The organism is Paenibacillus sp. sg306046 (assembly GCF_059821225.1).
Map to the genome: position 1 here is coordinate 141115 of NZ_JCAMRT010000009.1, position 18188 is coordinate 159302.

The following is an 18188-nucleotide window of genomic DNA, read 5'->3' on the forward strand; positions in this document are numbered from 1 at the left end:
GGCAGAATCAGGGACGGCGCGGCGATGGCCGCCCCGTCCCTTCGTTTAACGTTTCAAGTAGAGCTCATACGCCGTCTGCGTAATCTGCGTCGCCCTGTCGAGCTGGACGGACTTGAGCTTGTCCAGGTAGCTGTCGAACTCTTCTACAGGCAGCGTGCCCAAAATAATTTTCAGCGAGGTTTCATCCACCAGTGTGTTGACCTCCGACATAATCTGAGCGTATTCATCCGCGTCAGCCCGTGCGATGGATACCGGCGGCAGCGCGTTTTTCTCGTTGTTGCTCTTCCAGACGGTCAGCGCGTCCTGCTGCTGCGGCATCGCATAAAATTGCTCAATAAACCGTTTGTCCTGCACAAACGGACCGACGCCTGCCCCGCGGATGTACAGCCCCATCGCTTGCGAAGGCGACAGCTTGTCCGGATTTTTCAGCAGCAGGTCGGTGTACTTCGGATAGCCGTTCTCCAGGTTGTAGCTGAGGCCCGGCGTGCCGAAGTTAAAGAAGTAGTGCCCTTCCTCGCTGTACGCGTAGTCGAGGAACTTGACGGCCAGCTCCGGATTTTTCGCCTTGGCCGAGATGGCGGCCGACGCTGTGCCGGCGTAGGAAAATTCCTTCTGTCCGAAGGCCGGCGTATCGCCTTTCTTGAGCACCGGATAAGGGGCCGGCACGAGCTTCGCTGTCGGTACGGCTGCGGTCAAGATCGGGGACCACTTGCCGATGCCGCCGCCTGCGCCGCCGATCGTTGCCCCGGCCGCGCTGGATGTAACGGCGGCGTCAAGCGCCTTCGTGTCGGCTGCCGCAAAGTTTTTATCAATCAGCCCTTCGGCGTACCACTGGCGCATCGTCGTCAGAAATTGCTTATAGCCCGGCTGCGCAGGGCCGTATTTCACCTGGCCGTTGTCCACGTAGAAATTGCGCACGACGCCGTAAGCGCCGACGAAGGAGCCGTTCAGCAAACTTTCCAGCGCGCGCGGCTTGCTTTTGAACGCCAGCGGAGCGGCAGCCCCCTTTTTCTCCTTGAAGACGGTCAGAACGGTATGCCATTCGTCGATTGTCGTCGGTGTCGGCAAGCCGAGCTCGTCCAGCCAATCCTTGCGGATGATCGGTCCTTCATACGTCTTCACCAGATCATCCTTGCGGATAAATGGAAACACGTAGTAGATGCCACTGTCCGTTTTGACCATTTTGTCGATATCGGGATTGTCCTGCAAATATTTTTTCAAATTAGGCGCGTGCTTCTCGATCAGCTCATTCAGCTTGAGAATATAACCGTCGCTGATCATCTTCTCCGGCCCGCCCGGCGCTCCGGTCAGCCAGTTGTATTCCACGATATCGGGCAAATCGCCGGAGGCCAGCATCAGGTTAAAGGCGTCCTTCGCCTGTCCGTTCGGAATTTCGGTTATATTCAGCTTGACACCGGTTCGTTTCTGCCATTCCTGGAAAAACGGAACGTCCTGCAGCGTGGATTTGAGTCCGAGGAAGGAAGCGTTCATCTCGATCCAATACGTTAGCGATTCCTGTGTCTGAATGGGATAGGCTGTAGGCTCCGTGCTGGTGCTTTTCGTGTCGGCAGAGGCCGGCTCGCTCACATTGGCTTGGGAGCAGGCAGCCAGCAAGCCAAGCAACAGAGTGGCGATGATTGGCTTTTGTACAATAATTTTCATAAGTTTACTAAAATTCCTCTCTCGTTAAATTTTGATATAATAAGTTTCATATATAACGTTTTCATGGTCCGAAATCTGTCCGCTCCATGAGGCTGTATGCATGCGATCAAATCGGAAAAAAGGAAAAAAGGCCCATTTCTAGTGGAAAAAACCGCTTATGGCGGGCAGTAAATCCCGAAATTTACTTGTGCTTCCTCAATTCGACATTTTCCATAATCATAATGGGTTAGAATGAAGGTGTAAAGCTGGAACTTTTAGGAATCACAATATTGTTATATAAAAGCACAACATTGTTATGGCGACTCTAGCTATACTAAAACTCAAAGGTGGTAGGTTCTGGAAATCATAAGGGGGAGAAGGGTTACTTATGAAATATGCGTTTAATTCGGCGTCTTGCCCCAAGCTGACTTTGCAGGAGCTGATTCATACAGCCAGCTTGTACGGTTACGAAGGATTGGAGCTGCGCAGCGGCGTCGATCATCTGCACGGGGTGGAGCTGTCCATCGGACAGCGGCAGCAAACTGAGATGCGGAGCCTGATTGCCGATTCAGGTATCGACGTTTGCTGCCTCAGCATTTCGAATACATTTTCCAAGCCGGTGGAGGTCGGGTACCAGGTCGGAGAAACGATGTCTTATCTGGAGCTGGCGTCGAAGCTGAATATTCCGAACGTTCGGGTTTTCTGCGGCCGTATTCCGGCTGGAGGCTCCCGTGAGGCTTCGCGTTATGCGATTATTGACGCGCTTTACTCGCTCGGACAGTTCGCTGGAGAGTACGGCGTCAGACTTGTCGTCGAGACGCATGATCACTGGTCCGACCCGAAGCTGCTGGCGGCGGTAATACAGGAGGTGAACAGCCCGCACGTGGCCGTTGCCTGGGATGTGATTCATACGGAGCGGGAAGGACTGGCGGAGCCGGAGGAGGTTGGCGATAGTCTGGGGCGCTGGATCAAGCATGTGCATATTCACGACGGGCTGCGCCGTCTCGACCGGCTGCACTATATGCCGATCGGCCAGGGAGAATTCGACCAGCTGCGCATTGCCCGTGTGCTCGTCAGGTCCGGCTATGACGGCTATGTGAGCGGCGAGTGGTACAATTGGGAGCCGTACGAAATACATCTGCCCCGCGAGCTGGCCGCCTGGAAGCAGTTCGTTAATCTGGCTCAGCAGGAAGTGGAAGTTCATGGCGTTTAACATTGTGACCATTGGCTGCGGGAGCATCGCCAGGCGGGGGCATGGCCCCGCCTGGCAGGCTTATGCGCTGCGCCACGCCGACGTCGAGCTGGCCGCCTGCGTTGACCTCGATGCCGGTCGGGCGGAGTCGTTCCGCCAGGAGTTTGGCTTTCGGCGGGCATACGCGGACCTGGAGACGGCGCTGACGGCCGAGCGGCCGGATGCGGTTTGTCTCATCGTCCCGTTTGACCAGACGGCACGGCTCGCGGAGCGGATCTTGGAGCTGGGCTACCCGCTGCTCACGGAGAAGCCGCCCGGCCTCACCCGTGCGGAGACGCTGCGGTTGATCGCGGCAGCCGAGCGCAGCGGCGCTCCGCATCAGGTGGCCTGGAACCGGCGGCATATGCCGGTTGTTGCCGAGGCGAAGCGCTGGCTGGACGAGCATGCGCCGTCCGGCCGCTTGCAGCATATCAGCTATGATCTGCATCGCGTGGACCGGGTCGGCTCGGACGCCTCCATGACGATGGTACACGGCATTGACACTGTCCGCTTCTGGGCAGGCTCCCCGTACCGGCATGTCCGCTTCAGGTATCAGCCGGTGGAGCATCAGGGCGCTTGTGAAACAAACATTTACATGGAATGTGAGTTTGACTCTGGTGTATGCGCGCATATTCGTTACTTTCCGCTGGCCGGAGCGGTGCTGGAGCGTGCTGTATTGGATGCGGCGGCTCATACGCTGCTTGTGAAGCTGCCCTTCTGGTCTTCGCATGATTCACCGGGCAGTGTGCAGCATCTGGCGGGCAATCATCACCAGCCGGAGCTGTCGGGAGACGTGCTGGGTGGAGACGGAGCCGCGTTTGTGACCAACGGTTTTTATGCGGAAAACGTCGCCTTCTTCGACCGGCTTCGCGCGGGCCGCAAGCCGCCGGAATCGTTCGCCGCGTCGCTACAGACCGTTGAACTGGCCGAAGCGATCCGGCTGCGGCGGCCGGAGTATACGGCGTTGGACTAGGGATACGGATGGAGCTTGCTTCTTATTCGAAATACGCCTGATAAGGCTGCAAAATACGCGCAAAATTTTCGCCATACCGCTCGGCCAGCGCCGGTCCGAAATCTTGTTCCAGCTGCTGCAGGACAACGTCATGGCGCCATTCATTCTGCAGCAGCTCGGCCAGTGCCGGATGGTCGGTTTCCAGCATCGACAGCTTGTGGGTAGCGCCGAAGCTGCCCAGCAAAGCGGAGCGGCTGTCGCAGAGCAGTGAAAATTTGCGGGACGGAGCGCCGGCCCATGAGCCGCTTCGCTGCCGGGCAACCACGTGCCGGAGGCGGCTGTGACATTCGCCGATGGAGATGACGGTTACGGCGATGCCTCGCCTTTCCGCTTCAAGTAGTGACGCTTCAACCCAATGAATATCTTCCGCCCAAAGCTGGGCGACCATGGATCGCTCGGCATTGGCGGCCATACGCTGAATGGCGGTCTCCACTGCCTTATGGCCCTGCCACGAATAAAACGAGGCGGCTGCGCGCGGCGGTGCTTGCAATTGGCTGAGCAGCGCCCGTGCTGTCTGGTCGAAGTTCGTTTGCAGCAAGCGGACCAGCTGTCTGATCGGCACCGCATCGTACGTGACAGGCTCGCTTTCCACGACGCGGCACATGCCCTTGTCCGTCAGGGCGCGCAGCACCGCGTATACATTGGTACGTGATACAGATACCCGCTTGGCTACCTCATAGCCGGATAAGCCCGGTTCGTCATGGAGCACCAGGTAACAGCGGGCCTCCAGATCGGACAGGCCGATCCGGCGAAGCTCCTCAATCATCCTCCAACACCTCCTGTCATTATAATGGTATTACTAAATACTACGTACAGGTGCGTACGTATGCGTGCGAAAGCAAACAGAAGACTGTTTATCCGCGCAGTCTGGGGGAACGGCAGCTTGCTGTCCGCTTGGCTCAAGGAATTTTTTGTCTGGGCAGCTGACGGAACGGCGTCGCCCGTTTGCCCGGAGGAGCTGGTGATTAGTCGATCCATCTCAACAGCAGCTTCAGCAGCTTAAAGAGCATCCTGAATAGGGACGGGATTAATTCGAATACAAATTCTAATACATCGACGAATCGAATGAACCTTTTTTTGAACGATTGTTTTGGCTTGGACATGGCGGGCACCCTGAACGAATAGGATAGTTTAGTGAAGCGGCGAGGCAGTAAGCGGGAAGGACAACTTGCCGATCTAATTGGATTGTGGCACACAAGCGCAGCGGTTGGCAAGCTCTATCCGTTTATTTGCGTTCGGACATCATGGACGGTGACAATGAAGTGAAACGTAATCGCTGCTTTTACGTAATACTGACGGAAGATGAGGGAGGGGAGTACGATGAATACAGAAAGCGCTGTTCGTAATCCGAATCCGGGCTCCAAGCAAGTTACTCGGCTGGTGACGGGTATTGCTGTTGTTCTGGTACTGGTGTTTCTGGGATTCCGTTCATTTACGATTGTAGAAGCAGGTCACCGCGGCATTGTGCTGCAGCTCGGAGCTGTCCAGCCGCAGGTGCTGGAGGAAGGCTTGCATTTTAAAATTCCGTTTGTTCAGAAAGTCATTCCGGTTGAGATTCGTGTCCAGAAGGCAGAGTCCAGTCAAGTATCGGCCAGCCGCGATTTGCAGACGGTGACGACGACGCTGGCGGTCAACTACCATCTGGAGGGAACGGCGGTTAACAACCTGTACCGTACGGTAGGGATGGAATATCGGGGGCGGATCGTCGATCCGGCCATCGCCGAGTCGCTCAAGGCTGTAACGGCTCAGTACACAGCCGAGGATCTGATTTCCAAGCGCTCCGAGGTTAGCGCAAAGGTTAAGGAATCGTTGACAGCGAAGCTGGGGATGTACAATATGGTCCTGGATGAGATCAATATTACCGAATTTAAATTTTCCGAGGAATTCGACCGGGCCATTGAGCAAAAGCAAATCGCCGAGCAGCAGGCGCTCAAATCCAAGCTTGACCTTGATCGGATCAAGATCGAGAAGGAGCAGGAAATTACCCGCGCCCAGGCCCAAGCGGAAGCGCTGCGGCTGCAGAAGCAGGAGGTCACGCCTGAGCTGATCCAGCTTCGCCAGATTGAGGCCCAGCTCAAGGCAATTGAGAAATGGGACGGCAAGATGCCGAATGTGACCGGTGGCGCTACGCCATTTATTAATGTAGAGTAAGCTGACTCGTAGAGTCGTCACAAAACAAACGCGAGTGCAGAGGTGCGGCAGCCCCTGTCACTCGCGTTTTTAGTTTTTATGTGAAAGAGCCTAAAGTAAGCGCATTCCACCTATTGACTCCTGGCTGTACTGAGCTATGATGGAAAAAAATAAATGATCAGGGGGCGGGTTTCTATGAAGGAGCAGCTGCAGCAGCGCGGGATTCGTGAGCACCATCAGCGGGCTATCTTGTACTTGGTCAACGATTTGAAGAAAAATCCGGATTACTTGGCGATTATCATCACGGGGTCGGTGGCGCATGGAACGGCGCGAGACGATTCCGATGTCGATTGTTATTTGGTTGTGCGGGATGAGGTGTTTGAGGAGCGGAAGCAGCAAGACGCGTTGTTTTATTACACGAAGGAGGGCTGTGATTACGAGGGCGGCTGCTACGATGGGAAGATCATTCCCGCTCATTTTGTGGCCGCGGCTGCGGAGCGGGGGAGCGAGGCGACTCGCGCGTCCTTCCGTCAGGCGATTGTGGCTTATTCCGAGCTGCCCGGACTGGAGGAGCTTGTACAGCGTATTCCCGTATATCCGGAACAAAACCGTGAACGGAATTTGCAGGATTTTTGGGCGCAAATCGAGCTGTATGCCGGGTACTTCGCCCGCCGGGCGCTAGAGGCGAATAATACGTATCTGCTCGCTCATTCCGTCAGCAGCGTAGCGTTGTTTGCCGGGCGGCTGATGCTGGCGCATAACCGAATCTTGTTTCCTTGTCATAAATCCATGTTGGCGGTATTAAAGACGGCTCCCCAATTGCCCGAGAATTACTTCGAGCTGCACGATGCGATGCTGGCGGATCCTGATCGAGAGACGATTCGGGCGTTTGTCGAGCGGCTGCGCGGCTTCTCGGATTGGGGGATGACGGTCCATGCGTCGGTAAGCCGCTTTGTTGAGAATAACGAATGGAACTGGCTGGAGGGGGAGCCGCCGCTTGCGGATCGCTAGAGTGCTGATAGTCAGAGGTGTGGGTTGGAGGAGATAAGGTTGAGGAGCAGCAGGATTCCGCGTCGCATCCATATCATAGGTTCGGTAGGGAGCGGCAAAACAACACTGGCTCGCCGCTTATCCGGACGGTACGGCATCCCGCACTTTGAGCTGGACAATGTGGTGTGGGAGCGGCATCCGTCCGGTGATATGCGCAGATCCGGGCATGACCGGGACTTGCACTTGGAACAGATCATCTGCACGGATGAATGGATTGTTGAAGGCGCGCACCATCATCCGTGGGTTATTCCGAGTCTGCGGCGCGCGGAGCTAATTGTGTTGCTCGATCCGCCGTATCTGACAAGGATGATTCGGATTGTGACACGGTATTTCCGGCAAAAAACCGGGCGAGAGCAAGCTAACTATATCCCGACATTTGAGATGGTACGAAAGATGTTTGTTTGGAATCATGGATTTGAGAAGCGTGGCAAAGCGACTGTGTTGGACATCTTTCGCCAGCATAATCTGACATATGTCGTCATAAAAGATGACTACGAGCGACATATCATGTCTTGTTTTGAATGATAACATGATATGTCTGGTTTAAGGCAATTCATAGTTGTAGCTGGCGAATCATTGCTCGTCCGAGGCAAGAAGGTTGAGTATTAGCCAAATAAACGCATGCCCACCGTGAAAAGAGGGACATGCGTTTATTTGTTTAGAACCCATCTTGGACTAGGCGTTCGCCGCTCGCCAGCCGCCGTAGGCCGAGATCGAGACGGCGTCCTGCGCCGCGTACGCCTCGCACACAAAGCCCGGCACGACCCGGCCGTCGCTAAGCTCGATTTTGCCGATGCCAAGCGGGGCCGGAATGGCGGCGGTGAAGGCGCCGAAGCCAGCTACAGGCATCTGCCACAGCTCCAGTGCAATGGAGTGTCCGCCATCGTGGACGCGAACTAGACCTGGCTTGGCTGGCGTCGTTGGCAGCTTGTACAGCTCGTAGCTCGGAGCTGTCACGGCCTCCTCCAGAAAACGCGCGCCCAGCCCCGTCATCTGCGGCTCCAGCGCGAAGCTGCGCATATGCAGCCCGCATACGGCGACGGTGACGAGCTGCTGTGCGTGCGCGAACAAGTTGGCAGCCGGCGCCAGCTTGGCTTCCTCCTCCGGCAGCGCAAACAGCGTAATGCCGAACGGCAGCTGTGCGGCCGCGTCTACGGCTGGTATGGCGATGGCGCTCAGATCGAGCAGATTGCAGTGGTTGGTGAACAGTCCCATTTGACGATTCGTAGCGATCGGGTCGGCGTTGACCTGTTCGCGTGTCCACGTTCCGCCGCACGTCGGCAACGCCAGCACGGCGCCCCGGAGCAGCTGAGCGGTCAGCCGCTTTATTTCCTGCAAGCGATGCTGGGCGCGGAACAAGGAGGCGGCATCGAATTCCGGCCGCGTGGCGGAGCGGAGAATCGTCTCCGTGACCGGCAGTGCAGCGCCAGGATGCGACTCGACGAAGGAGGCGAGGTCCGCCCAACGCTCCGCGACCAGCGGTCCTTCATACAGCAGGGCGGCCGCCTCCTGCAGCAGTTCGGTGTCCGCCTCGACGACCGTGACGCCCAGGCTGCGAATGGTTGCGACGGCCGCTTCCCATGCCTGCGCATATGAGTCGGCGTAAGGGCCATAGAAAGCCGGCCGCTGCTGCGGCAGCAGCCAGATGGCGGGCAGCGCTGCCCTTGTCAGCGGGCGATCCTGTGAAAACGGATCGTTCGGCTCCGGACCGCGCACGACGCGGTCCACCGCTTCGGCGTCAGCGACGCTGAGGGCGAACGCCGTCACGCAGTCAATGCTGCGGCAGGCCGGCACGACGCCCCGCGTCGGCCAGGCTCCGACTGCCGGCTTGTAGCCGACAAGCCGGTTCAGCGCAGCAGGCACCCGCCCGGAGCCGGCCGTGTCCGTGCCAAGCGCGAAGGCGGCCTGGCCCCGCGCGACCGCCACGGCTGAGCCGGAGCTGGAGCCGCCGCTGATCAGCTCGGGGCGCAGCGCATTATGCGTGTCCCCGTAAGGGCTGCGCGTGCCGACCAGCCCTGTGGCGAATTGGTCGAGATTTGCTTTGCCGACCGGAATCGCCCCTGCCGCCACCAGCCGCTCGACGACTGCTGCGTGCTGCTCCGGAATATAAGCAAACGCTGGGCAGGCGGCCGTTACCGGCCAGCCTGCTACCTCGATGTTATCCTTGACGGCGAACGGCACGCCCCACAGCGGGCAGTCCGCCGGGTTCATTTGCGCCAGCTTTTCCAAATAGGGACGGATGGACTCCAGCGACGGCGGCTGAATCCAGATGTTCATGTCCCGATCCCGCTCGGCGCGGTTCATGACGACCTGCACGACCTCCTCCGGCGTAAACCGGCCCAAGCGGTAGCCTTGCCGCAGCGCATCAACAGACAATTCAAACGGAACAGCTTGGATCGACATCAGGCGCTTGCCTCCTCATCATACGGATAAATGGCCGCAATGCAGTCTCCCGACCTGACCTCGTCTCCGGCCTGGACGTACAAGGACGCGATCACCCCATCACACGGGGCGAATTGCGGAAACTCCATCTTCATGCTTTCTTCCACGATCAGCACGTCGCCCTTGCGCACCCGCTGACCTGGCTCCACCAGTACCTTCCAGACGCTGCCGGACATCGAGCTGTTCACGCCGGAGCTGCCTTCCGGCAAGCCGAGCTGCTCCTGGGCAAGCGCGGCCTCCGGCTCGGCGACATGCTCGGCGATGCCGAGTTCCTTCCAATAAGCAAGCTCCTGCCGGAAGGCGCTTTGCTGCTGCTCGCGGAATGACGAGGCATCCTGTCCGATGCTGTCCGCCCACGCCAGATAGTCGCCCAGACGGAAGGTCGTTTCCTCGGCTTCCACCACAAATTCCCCGCGCGGGAAGTCCTCGCGCATCTGCAGCAGCTCCTGCTGTGTCACCGGGTAAAACTGAATCTGGTCGAAGAAGCGCAGCAGCCAAGGCTTGCCGGCTTCAAAGTTCGACGTCTCCCGGAACTTGTTCCACATCTGGACCGTACGGCCGACAAACTGGTAACCGCCGGGACCTTCCATCCCGTATACGCACAGGTAGGCACCGCCGATGCCGACCGCATTTTCCGGCGTCCATGTTCGCGCAGGGTTGTATTTCGTCGTCACCAGACGATGGCGCGGATCAAGCGGGACGGCCACCGGCGCGCCCAAATACACATCGCCAAGCCCCATCACCAGATAAGACGCGTTAAATACAACCTCTGCAACCTCCTCCAGCGAGCCAAGGCCGTTCATCCGGCGAATAAACTCCAGATTGCTCGGGCACCAAGGGGCGTCCGGGCGCACATTTTGCTGGTAGCGCTGGATGGCCAGCCGGGTCGCCGGATCATCCCACGAAAGCGGCAGCCGCACGATCCGCGACGGCACCTCGATGGAATCAAGCGCGGGCAGCTCCAGGTCGAGCGCGAGAATGATCGCTGCCGCTTCCTTGACAGTCATTCGCGTCGGGTTCAAATGAATTTGCAGCGAGCGGATGCCCGGCGTCAGCTCGACGAACGGGATGCGGCCGCTGTCCTGAATGGCCTGCATCAGCACATACACCTGGAACCGGTACAGCAGGTTCAGCTCCCGCTCGCCGTATTCGACGAGCAGATTTTCGTCGCCGGAGCAGCGGATCGCAATCGGGAAGCGGCGCCCGGCTTCTTCGTAAGCAAGGAGCGGCGTGTAGCCGCCGCGCGATACGTCAGGCAGCGAGGGCAGGGCCGGAGCGTTTGCCAGCTCGTCTAAATAGCGCTCCTGCGCCGCGCGCAGCTCCTCGGCTTCTTCGACCGCGATCAGCTTGAAGCGGACGGTGTCGCCGGGATGGAGCTGGCCGAGCTTCCACAGCTCGGCGGTCGCTGTCGTCACGGGGCAGACGAAGCCGCCGAGACTTGGTCCGTCCGGGCCGAGCAAAATCGGCATGTCGCCCGTCAGATCAAGCGCCCCGACCGCATAGGCGTTGTCGTGAATGTTGGACGGATGCAATCCGGCGTCGCCGCCATCCTCGCGCGCCCAGAGCGGGGCCGGTCCGATCAGGCGGACGCCGGTCCGCGAGCTGTTGAAGTGGACCTCCCACGCCGTTTGCGTCAGCTGGTCGAGGTAAGCGGGCAGCAAATATTCCGCCGTGCAGTGCGGCCCGGGAATGACGCCGATCGTCCATTCGCGGGTGAGCGTTGGCTGGGACTCGGCAGCAAGCGCTGCCGGGACCCCGGTGCTGGCGACATGGCCCGAATAGGCAGAGGCGCTCGCTTGGTTGGCTGTGGAAGCGCCCGCTAAAGCTGTCGAACCGACCGTCGCAAGCGCCGATCCCGTACCGCCGCGATGAACCCGCAGCACCGCTCCGGCGCGAAGCGCTCCGCCGCCATGGCCGCCGAAGCCGCCGAGCGTGAAGGTTGCCGCGCTGCCGAGCGTCAGCGGCATATCCAGCCCGCCTGCGACCAGCAGGTATGCACGCATCCCGGCGGCTGCTTCGCCCAGCGACAATACCGCGCCGGCTGTGGCCCGGACGGGCGTGTACACCGGCACCGGCGCGCCGTCGAGCGTTGCGCCCATATTTGCGCCGGTCAGGCAAAACACCAGCTCTTCGCGGAATTGAAACGAGCCGCCGCGAAGCGTCATTTCCAGCCCGGCTGCGCCTTCGTCATTGCCGAGCAAGCGATTGCCGATACGGAACGCCAGGCGGTCCATCGGACCGGAGGGAGGGACGCCGATGTCCCAGTAGCCGACGCGTCCGGGGTAGTCCTGCACCGTCGTCTGCACGCCGCCGTCCAGCACCTCGATCGCGCACTCGCGCGGCTCGAACTTTTGCAGCATCGTTGTGTACACTTGTCCTTGCCGGAAAGCTTCGGTTTGCAGCAGCGCCTCAACATAGGACTGGTTCGTTGCCAGGCCGTAAACGCGCAGCCGCTGCAGCGCTGCGATCATTTGGTGAATCGCCGCTTCGCGCGTCTCCGCATGCACGATCAGCTTGGCGAGCATCGGATCGTACAGCGGCGTTACCTCCAGTCCGGGCTGAATCCACGTTTCAACGCGTGTATGGTCCGGCAGCCGGACTTGATCAATACGCCCGGTGCTGGGACGGAAATCATGCAGGCAATCCTCCGCATATAGCCGAACCTGCAAGCTATGCCCGGCCGGGCTGCCTATTCGCTCGGCCAAGCCGCGCAGCTCGCCCGCCGCTTCCCGCACCATCCACTCGACGAGGTCGAGGCCCAGCACTTCTTCGGTGACGCCATGTTCGACCTGCAGACGGGTGTTCACCTCCAGGAAGTAGTAGCGCTCCGCCTCCGGGTCGTACAAATATTCCACTGTACCTGCGCTGCGGTAGCTGGCAGCCGCAGCGAGACCGCGCGCGCTTTCCAACATGCTGGCCCGAATGTGCGCGGGCAGCAGCGGAGCGGGCGTTTCCTCGATCATCTTCTGGTTGCGCCGCTGCACCGAGCAGTCCCGTTCGCCGAGCGCGACCGCTTCACCGTAGCCGTTGCCGAAAATTTGCACCTCGACATGGCGGGCGCGGGCGATGTATTTCTCCAGAAAAACGCCGCCGTCGTTAAAATTAGCCATCGCGAGCCGGGTGACGGAATGGAAGGCCTCGCGCAGCTCCGGCTCATTGGCGCAGATGCGCATCCCGATCCCGCCGCCGCCCGCCGTGCTTTTCAGTATGACGGGGTAGCCGATTCCGTCGGCCCGCAGCACCGCTTCGTCCAGCTCGGCGATCAGTCCGGTGCCTGGCAGCAGCGGCACGCCTGCCTGCTCCGCGATGGAGCGTGCGGTATGCTTCAGTCCGAACAGCTCGATTTGCTCCGGCGTCGGGCCGATGAAGGTAATGCCGTGCAGGGCGCAGGCGCGTGCGAATGCCGTATTTTCGCTCAGGAAGCCGTAGCCGGGATGGATGGCGTCCGCCCCGGTTTCCAGCGCTGTCTGCAAAATCAGCTCGGCATTCAGATAGCTGTCCTTGGCCGGTCCGTCGCCGATCAGCCGCGCTTCATCCGCTTGTTCCACGTGCAAGCTGTCGCGGTCGGCTGTCGTGTACACGGACACCGAGCCGACGCCCATTGCCCGCAAGGTGCGGATAATGCGGACCGCGATTGCGCCGCGGTTGGCAATCAATACTTTTTTAAACATGCGAGCCGCCTCCTTCCGCTTCCCAGATGATCACTTCAGCCGGGGTCGGGTTGTATGCATTACAAGGGTTATTGAGCTGCGGGCAGTTGCTGATCAGCACGGTGACGGGAGCTAGCGCGACCAGTTCAACGTAACGGCCGGGTCCTGACACGCCGTCGGCAAAGGTAAGCTCGCCTTCCGGCGTCACCGGCACATTCATGAAAAAGTTCACGTTTGGAGCCAAATCCCGCTTGTTGAACTCGCCCCGGCTGGCCAGCATCCGCATGAAGGTATCGCGGCAGTTATGCATCGGGAGCTTTTCATGCGCGTAGCGGACGGTGTTGCTTTGGGCTGAGCAGGCGCCGCCGATCGTGTCGTGCCGTCCGCACGTATCGGCCGTAATCGTCAGCAGCTTCCGGCCGGATTCAGCGAGCAGCGTCGTGCCTGCGGTCAGGTACAAATTGCGCTGGCCCGTAATCGTCCTGACTGCGCTGTAGTGATCGTCCGGATCATCAGTGGCGTAAAATAACGTATCAACCGCCTGATTGCCCTCCAGATCGACGATGCGCAGCGTCTGGCCCGGCAGCAGCTCATGCAGCCAGCCGTCCCCCGCGGGGATGATGTGGGAATGAATTGCGTCCGTCTTGCTGCGGTTGCTGGATACAGGTTGGAACAAGCTCATGTTAGTACGCCCCTTTCATCAGCATGGCGGCGGTCCATGTATTTTCGAATGCGCGCCGGTTTTCGCTGCAGTGATTCACGCACGGATCGTCTTCGCCGACCAGGTCGGCATCGGTGATGACCAGCTCGATCGCGGCATCCGGGTAAATGGAGGACGGGTCGAGCGGATGCGGCGTATTGGAGAAGACAGCCAGCACATCCAGCTCGGTGCGCAGCGTGATGGACTGTCCTGCCGTCGGCTGCGGCACATACATCATGTCGCCGCTTGCGGAGCAGACAACCTTGGCAAACAGGTTCAGCGGCGGTGACAGGTCGCGGGTTCCGAGTCCGTGACGGAACAGCTCGACGGTCATATTTTCCTCGCCGCTGCGCAGCCACGCGTTCCGTTCGGTCTGGAACGTGGTGAGGCCGTAGCGGGCATCCGTGTCCTTGCGGGTGGAGTAGCCGGAAAGCGGGTCGTGCCAGCCGACCGAATCTGAAGTGATGGATATCATCGACCGGCCCTGATCGCTCATCAGAATATGGCCCGCTGTCAGCATCGCCGTATGCTGTGCCTTGAGCGTATCCGGCATATTATAGCGCTCGGCCGTATGCGGGGCGCAGTAAAACAGGCAGGCGAGATTAGCCCGGTCGCTGCCGGCCGTCAATCGGATCGACTTGCCGCGGCCGATAGGAGCAGACCACTTGTCGCCCGGCTGGAGTGTGATCGAAAAAGCTGCTGTCGCTGTCATGGTAATGCCCCCTCTGGTAAAGTTAAGAAAACTCCGATCAAAGCCCTTCCAGGATGTGCGGCTGTGTTGAACGATCCGTTTTCTTGCGATTGTAAAATATAAAAAAGCCCGGGAGAATATCGAAGGCAACGCGTGCTTATTGGTGAGCAGCGTCATTCGATACATTCTCCCGGGCTTTTTTCCCGCCGTGTACATCAGGCCGGCAGGGGTCTGATGCGTTTTCTCTCGGTCCAGTCAATCGCGGCTGCGATTCGGAACCCTAGAAAACCTTTGTATGCAATTTTCCTTGCTTATCTTGACTATGTCATGAATGCTAACACAAAATCGGAGGGGTGCGCAACAAAAAAAATTTCGGGCGTGGTTTATCTGGGGGGATTTATCGTTTTCGAAGGGGGGACAAAAAAATAAGCTTGATTTTTTTAAAAACGCCTGTAAAAATGTTAGGTGTCATGACATGGATTGCCGGTTGAACAACATTCAAGGATCGAAGAGGAGGATGTGCGATGTCAAATTCTATAACGTTGAAACGAAACCTGACATTATCCCACGTCGTCACGATGGGACTGGCCTGGATGTCGCCCATGATATTTTTCACCAGCTTTGGCGTGCTGCATGAAGGCTCCGGAGGTATGCTGCTGGCCGCTTACGTGCTTGCTTTCGCCGCCATTTTGTTTACGGCCGTCAGCTACGGGCAGATGGCCAAAGCTTTTCCTGTCTCAGGTTCGGCGTATACGTATGTTACCAAAGCGATGAATCCGTTTCTTGGCTTTCTGGTCGGCTGGGCGATCCTGCTGGACTATTTATTTTCCTGCATCATTGCAGTGCTGATGTTCGGCATTAACCTGAATGCGCAGTTCCCGACGGTTCCGTTGGCAGTTTGGGTGATTCTGTTGACCGTCGTTGTGATGGTTGTTAACATCATCGGCATTAAGACATCGGCCAACGTCAATAAAGTATTCGTGCTGCTCCAGATTGTGTTTATCGCAGGCTTCTGCGCCATGCTGGTGTACAAAGCGGCACAAGGCGGCCTGTCTGCCGGGTGGAATCCGCTGGTCCATACCGAAGGCGTGTCCTTCACCGCGATTTTAGCCGGAGCTTCGCTTGTGTGCTTCTCCTTCCTCGGCTTCGATTCGATCACGACGATGGCCGAAGAAACGCGGGAGCCCAAGAAGACCATTCCGCGCGCCATTCTGATCATCGTTTTGGCGGCCGGTTTGCTCTACTTTGTCACCGCCTACCTCATCCAGCAAATGTACCCGGGCTTTACGTTCCAGCATATTGATTCGGCGGGCTTTGAGTTAATGGGGACGATTGGCGGAGGAATGCTTGCTTCGTTGTTTACTTTTGTAATCATATTTTCGGTGCTCTCCCAGGCCATGTCCTCCATGACAACCGTTTCCCGCATGCTGTTTGTCATGGGACGAACAGCGCTGCTGCCTCCGAAAATGTTCGGCTCCGTGCATCCCAAATTCCGCACACCGGTCTTCAATATTGTCTTTGCCAGTATCATCTCATTATCCGCGCTGTTCGTCAGTCTGGAGACGGCGATCAAGTTTGTCAATTTTGGCGCGCTGACGGCCTTCCTGTTCGTGAATCTTGCGGTTATTTTCCACTATATCGTCCGGCAAAAGCAGCGCCGGCTGCGCGACTTGGCGATCCGGCTCGTATGTCCGCTGATCGGCGCGGGCTTCGTCTTTTACCTGATTACGCTGCTGGATGCGTCAGCCTTGCTGCTCGGCTGCGGCTGGCTGGCTGTCGGTCTGATCTACTATGCGGGCATGGCGATGGCCCGGACAGCGCAAAGCCTCGGCTTGCCCGAGGTGGAGAAGGCGATGTAGACGGGATAGGGTTTCGCGGCAAGCATGACAAAACGACCATCCTCCTGAGGAATGGTCGTTTTGTCATGTCAGGTTAGGCGCGAGCAGACGGGGGCGTTCCAATGGGTAGAGATGCTGTGCTTATATTTTTTTCGCTGCCACGAGTGAGAAGAAAATATGTTCCATGATCGTATGTAGTTCCTGATGATGAAAGTTTGGGTAACGGGTGATGTTGGTCAACTTGGCATCGTCGGGGGGATGAACGTGGTATGGCTCGGTAGCTGTCTGATAGCGCGGATCTTGCTCAGGAGGCTCACTATGGAAGCTGAGGATCGTGTTTCCACTTTGATCCACCCAGTTGTAGTAGGAGATATCAATGAGGCCACGGCTCAATTCTTCGGTGACAAGCAAACGAGACCCATCAACGAGGATGAACGTATGGCGCGTAAATTTGCGGGAGGACATTACCCAGATCCATCTCCGTCTCTGGTGTCCATTATGATGTGAGCGTAATCCTGTTCTAATCGCGTAATATTAGACGGAGGTCTAGCCGCTCGATGTGATGGAGTCAAGCGCCGTTTCCCCGCCTTTCGATCGAGCGAAGCAAGCCCTCCCACTGCTGGGCATCGCGGGCTTCATCAGTCGTAAGCTCAGCTTTTACGCGAAGCGTTTCCTCATAAGCGCCAGAATACTTTTGCTCGAAATGAACGACCGCATTCACCAATTCGGCAAGTTCTTCCGCATCTGTCATCGACCGGGTCCGGTTCAGGCGAGCTTGCTCGCGCTCAAAGGCTTCGGCGGCTTCTACAACCGTCGTTTGTACACCCGTTGGGGCCAGGTAGACGGCGTTTTCCGGAATACGAACCTGCTTGAACCTCTCCCCTTTCTCAACACCAAGAAAGCGTCCTTGGTTGACCCAGTTATTAATCGTTGCGATGCTGACGCCGAAAAATCGAGCAACTTCTCCCGTCGTAAACATACGCATGCTTAACACATCCTCCGAGGTACCTACGGTCACCATATGCACAAACAATCGCTGTAGCGCACGCTGCGTATTTTGCTCGGTTAGATTCCGTTGAACTTCTTGCAGAATCAACTCTGTATTGTGGATTGACGTTTTTTCAATGTAGTTTGCCACAGCCATGATAAAAAGGGATAGCTTCTTGCTCTCCGCCTCCGGAAGGTCCTTGACCAATTCAGAGATGGCGACCGCCTCCGTAATGGCTATTTCCCTTTCGGCTAGATCAAACATATACATCACCTCACCGCCTATCCTAACATAATCATTTCAAAACTTCAATTAAACTTAAATGATTCATAAAGTGAACTTAAAATTCAGTATAAGCCCGAATTTACTGAATTATTCCACCCTGTTCATAAATGGACAAGGAGGCAAAAACGAATGCTTCGGATGGAGGTAGACAGAGGATCAGAAGCTGCAGAAGGTGTTCCAGCTTCACAGCCCGATGAAGCGTCACCGCGCGGTGATTCTGGACAATCCGTTTTTAGGCCCTGTATTTTTATATTGCGGAGCAGCTAGGCTTCCAAATGATTGCTCTCACGGCACATTGTGGAGGGAAAGTTTCTGCAGGACTACTTTCCGGTCGTGTACAGCTGCCGGCTGCGTTCCGCGGCGGAAGGGGGCGGCAAGCAAATTGTAGCCCCCCAGCAGCAGATTCAGCAGGCCTACTTCCGCGACCACGCGCCAGAGTCGCTGGACAGGCTCGGCGGGGAGTTCAGGCAGGCGGAGATGTTCTGAGGCGGACGTTATCCGTGCGGATTTTGTTTCCAATTGCAAACAAA

At 57.8% G+C, this 18188-nt stretch carries 16 protein-coding genes and 1 riboswitch; of the genes, 8 read left to right on the forward strand and 8 right to left on the reverse strand.

What is annotated here, in order from left to right; translation table 11 throughout:
* Nucleotides 1-45: 45 nt before the first annotated feature.
* Entirely contained in the window at nucleotides 46-1662 is a 1617-nt protein-coding gene (locus AC6ROY_RS11700) for an extracellular solute-binding protein (RefSeq protein ID WP_500100601.1), read from the reverse strand.
* Between the two features lie 367 nt (nucleotides 1663-2029).
* On the opposite strand from AC6ROY_RS11700, the gene AC6ROY_RS11705 reads away from it, so the two are divergent.
* Both AC6ROY_RS11705 and AC6ROY_RS11710 read left to right on the forward strand, forming a co-directional pair.
* Nucleotides 2030-2854 carry a sugar phosphate isomerase/epimerase family protein gene (locus AC6ROY_RS11705; protein WP_500100602.1) on the forward strand — a complete coding sequence of 275 codons (825 nt, stop codon included), beginning with the start codon at nucleotides 2030-2032 and terminating at the stop codon, nucleotides 2852-2854.
* Nucleotides 2844-3845, forward strand: coding sequence for a Gfo/Idh/MocA family protein (locus AC6ROY_RS11710; protein ID WP_500100603.1), 1002 nt, complete (start codon nucleotides 2844-2846; stop codon nucleotides 3843-3845). Before AC6ROY_RS11705 ends, AC6ROY_RS11710 begins: the two co-directional genes overlap by 11 nt.
* Nucleotides 3846-3867: 22 nt before the next feature.
* Here AC6ROY_RS11710 and AC6ROY_RS11715 read toward each other — a convergent pair whose 3' ends face one another.
* Complete coding sequence (locus tag AC6ROY_RS11715; RefSeq protein WP_500100604.1) at nucleotides 3868-4650, reverse strand: TrmB family transcriptional regulator; 783 nt, start codon at nucleotides 4648-4650, stop codon at nucleotides 3868-3870.
* Between the two features lie 60 nt (nucleotides 4651-4710).
* Between AC6ROY_RS11715 and AC6ROY_RS11720 the strand changes: the two genes are divergently transcribed.
* The 4 genes from AC6ROY_RS11720 to AC6ROY_RS11735 all read left to right on the forward strand — a co-directional run bounded on the left by AC6ROY_RS11720 (nucleotide 4711) and on the right by AC6ROY_RS11735 (nucleotide 7589).
* Complete coding sequence (locus tag AC6ROY_RS11720) at nucleotides 4711-4887, forward strand: hypothetical protein (RefSeq protein ID WP_500100605.1); 177 nt, start codon at nucleotides 4711-4713, stop codon at nucleotides 4885-4887.
* 317 nt (nucleotides 4888-5204) lie between these two features.
* Nucleotides 5205-6035, forward strand: a complete 831-nt coding sequence (locus AC6ROY_RS11725) for a prohibitin family protein (protein ID WP_500100607.1) — start codon at nucleotides 5205-5207, stop codon at nucleotides 6033-6035.
* Nucleotides 6036-6209: 174 nt separating this feature from the next.
* A complete protein-coding gene (locus AC6ROY_RS11730; protein ID WP_500100608.1) occupies nucleotides 6210-7025 on the forward strand; it encodes a nucleotidyltransferase domain-containing protein in 816 nt (271 codons plus the stop codon).
* Between the two features lie 39 nt (nucleotides 7026-7064).
* On the forward strand, nucleotides 7065-7589 hold the full coding sequence (locus AC6ROY_RS11735) for a P-loop NTPase family protein (RefSeq protein ID WP_500100609.1): 525 nt from the start codon (nucleotides 7065-7067) through the stop codon (nucleotides 7587-7589).
* Nucleotides 7590-7739: 150 nt separating this feature from the next.
* Here AC6ROY_RS11735 and atzF read toward each other — a convergent pair whose 3' ends face one another.
* From atzF to AC6ROY_RS11755, 4 genes are read right to left on the reverse strand one after another with little or no spacing between them, the layout of a single operon-like run.
* Nucleotides 7740-9467: an allophanate hydrolase gene (gene atzF, locus AC6ROY_RS11740; protein WP_500100610.1), complete on the reverse strand. Its 1728-nt coding sequence runs from the start codon at nucleotides 9465-9467 to the stop codon at nucleotides 7740-7742.
* Complete coding sequence (uca, locus tag AC6ROY_RS11745; protein WP_500100612.1) at nucleotides 9467-13177, reverse strand: urea carboxylase; 3711 nt, start codon at nucleotides 13175-13177, stop codon at nucleotides 9467-9469. Before uca ends, atzF begins: the two co-directional genes overlap by 1 nt.
* Nucleotides 13170-13838 carry an urea amidolyase associated protein UAAP2 gene (locus AC6ROY_RS11750; protein ID WP_500100613.1) on the reverse strand — a complete coding sequence of 223 codons (669 nt, stop codon included), beginning with the start codon at nucleotides 13836-13838 and terminating at the stop codon, nucleotides 13170-13172. Before AC6ROY_RS11750 ends, uca begins: the two co-directional genes overlap by 8 nt.
* A gap of 1 nt (nucleotide 13839) precedes the next feature.
* A complete protein-coding gene (locus AC6ROY_RS11755) occupies nucleotides 13840-14568 on the reverse strand; it encodes an urea amidolyase associated protein UAAP1 (protein ID WP_500100614.1) in 729 nt (242 codons plus the stop codon).
* Nucleotides 14569-14732: 164 nt separating this feature from the next.
* Nucleotides 14733-14842, reverse strand: a riboswitch (guanidine-I (ykkC/yxkD leader).
* A 229-nt stretch (nucleotides 14843-15071) separates the two neighbouring features.
* Here AC6ROY_RS11755 and AC6ROY_RS11760 point away from each other — a divergent pair.
* Nucleotides 15072-16406 carry an APC family permease gene (locus tag AC6ROY_RS11760; protein WP_500100615.1) on the forward strand — a complete coding sequence of 445 codons (1335 nt, stop codon included), beginning with the start codon at nucleotides 15072-15074 and terminating at the stop codon, nucleotides 16404-16406.
* Nucleotides 16407-16526: 120 nt separating this feature from the next.
* On the opposite strand, the gene AC6ROY_RS11765 is transcribed toward AC6ROY_RS11760, so the two are convergent.
* Complete coding sequence (locus AC6ROY_RS11765) at nucleotides 16527-16850, reverse strand: toxin-antitoxin system TumE family protein (RefSeq protein ID WP_500100616.1); 324 nt, start codon at nucleotides 16848-16850, stop codon at nucleotides 16527-16529.
* 103 nt (nucleotides 16851-16953) lie between these two features.
* Nucleotides 16954-17643 carry a helix-turn-helix domain-containing protein gene (locus AC6ROY_RS11770; protein ID WP_500100617.1) on the reverse strand — a complete coding sequence of 230 codons (690 nt, stop codon included), beginning with the start codon at nucleotides 17641-17643 and terminating at the stop codon, nucleotides 16954-16956.
* A 294-nt stretch (nucleotides 17644-17937) separates the two neighbouring features.
* On the opposite strand from AC6ROY_RS11770, the gene AC6ROY_RS11775 reads away from it, so the two are divergent.
* Nucleotides 17938-18144 (forward strand): hypothetical protein, encoded by a 207-nt coding sequence (locus tag AC6ROY_RS11775; RefSeq protein ID WP_500100618.1) that lies wholly within the window; start codon nucleotides 17938-17940, stop codon nucleotides 18142-18144.
* The last annotated feature ends 44 nt before the right edge of the window (nucleotides 18145-18188 follow it).

Excerpts from the sequence above, each read along its gene's own strand:
- AC6ROY_RS11700 (WP_500100601.1), bottom strand. The coding sequence starts at position 1,662 with ATGAAAATTATTGTACAAAAGCCAATCATCGCCACTCTGTTGCTTGGC.
- AC6ROY_RS11705 (WP_500100602.1), top strand. The coding sequence starts at position 2,030 with ATGAAATATGCGTTTAATTCGGCGTCTTGCCCCAAGCTGACTTTGCAG.
- AC6ROY_RS11710 (WP_500100603.1), top strand. The coding sequence starts at position 2,844 with ATGGCGTTTAACATTGTGACCATTGGCTGCGGGAGCATCGCCAGGCGG.
- AC6ROY_RS11715 (WP_500100604.1), bottom strand. The coding sequence starts at position 4,650 with ATGATTGAGGAGCTTCGCCGGATCGGCCTGTCCGATCTGGAGGCCCGC.
- AC6ROY_RS11720 (WP_500100605.1), top strand. The coding sequence starts at position 4,711 with ATGCGTGCGAAAGCAAACAGAAGACTGTTTATCCGCGCAGTCTGGGGG.
- AC6ROY_RS11725 (WP_500100607.1), top strand. The coding sequence starts at position 5,205 with ATGAATACAGAAAGCGCTGTTCGTAATCCGAATCCGGGCTCCAAGCAA.
- AC6ROY_RS11730 (WP_500100608.1), top strand. The coding sequence starts at position 6,210 with ATGAAGGAGCAGCTGCAGCAGCGCGGGATTCGTGAGCACCATCAGCGG.
- atzF (WP_500100610.1), bottom strand. The coding sequence starts at position 9,467 with ATGTCGATCCAAGCTGTTCCGTTTGAATTGTCTGTTGATGCGCTGCGG.
- uca (WP_500100612.1), bottom strand. The coding sequence starts at position 13,177 with ATGTTTAAAAAAGTATTGATTGCCAACCGCGGCGCAATCGCGGTCCGC.
- AC6ROY_RS11750 (WP_500100613.1), bottom strand. The coding sequence starts at position 13,838 with ATGAGCTTGTTCCAACCTGTATCCAGCAACCGCAGCAAGACGGACGCA.
- AC6ROY_RS11755 (WP_500100614.1), bottom strand. The coding sequence starts at position 14,568 with ATGACAGCGACAGCAGCTTTTTCGATCACACTCCAGCCGGGCGACAAG.
- AC6ROY_RS11760 (WP_500100615.1), top strand. The coding sequence starts at position 15,072 with ATGTCAAATTCTATAACGTTGAAACGAAACCTGACATTATCCCACGTC.
- AC6ROY_RS11765 (WP_500100616.1), bottom strand. The coding sequence starts at position 16,850 with ATGTCCTCCCGCAAATTTACGCGCCATACGTTCATCCTCGTTGATGGG.
- AC6ROY_RS11770 (WP_500100617.1), bottom strand. The coding sequence starts at position 17,643 with ATGTATATGTTTGATCTAGCCGAAAGGGAAATAGCCATTACGGAGGCG.